We start from the raw sequence: 393 nt of genomic DNA, 5'->3' as shown, positions 1-393 counted from the left end.
CCGCGCGCGGACGAACTGCTCGCGCGCGCGGCTGCCGATGCCGGGTTGCCGTTCGTGCTTTCGACGGCGTCCACATCGTTGCTGGAGGATGTTCGCGCGGCGGTGCCCGACGGCGAACTGTGGCTCCAGCTTTATGTGCAGCAGGACCGGCGGATTGCCGAGAGCATGATGCGCCGCGCGCGCGAGGCTGGCTTCCGCACGTTGTTGCTGACTGTGGACACACCCGTACACGGCAAACGCGATCACGACACGCGCAATGGGTTCAAGCTGCCGTTGCGTTTCACCCCGCAACTGGTCGCGGACTGCATGCGGCATCCGCACTGGAGCTGGCAGATGCTGACTCACGGTGCGCCGCAATTGCGCAACATCGCCAAGAGCGTGGGCGAGCGCGCC

The 393-nt window shown here is 66.7% G+C and carries 1 protein-coding gene; it reads left to right on the top strand.

Annotation, left to right across the window (positions count from 1 at the left end; all coding sequences use genetic code 11):
• The coding region (locus tag CDV44_RS27575; protein ID WP_170936147.1) for an alpha-hydroxy acid oxidase at window positions 1-393 on the top strand (393 nt) is incomplete at both ends.

It is taken from the genome of Pandoraea sp. PE-S2R-1, from assembly GCF_002179865.1.
Lineage (GTDB): Bacteria > Pseudomonadota > Gammaproteobacteria > Burkholderiales > Burkholderiaceae > Pandoraea.
Note: the sequence above shows the minus strand (reverse complement) of the source record. Positions and strands in the feature narration are given on the sequence as shown.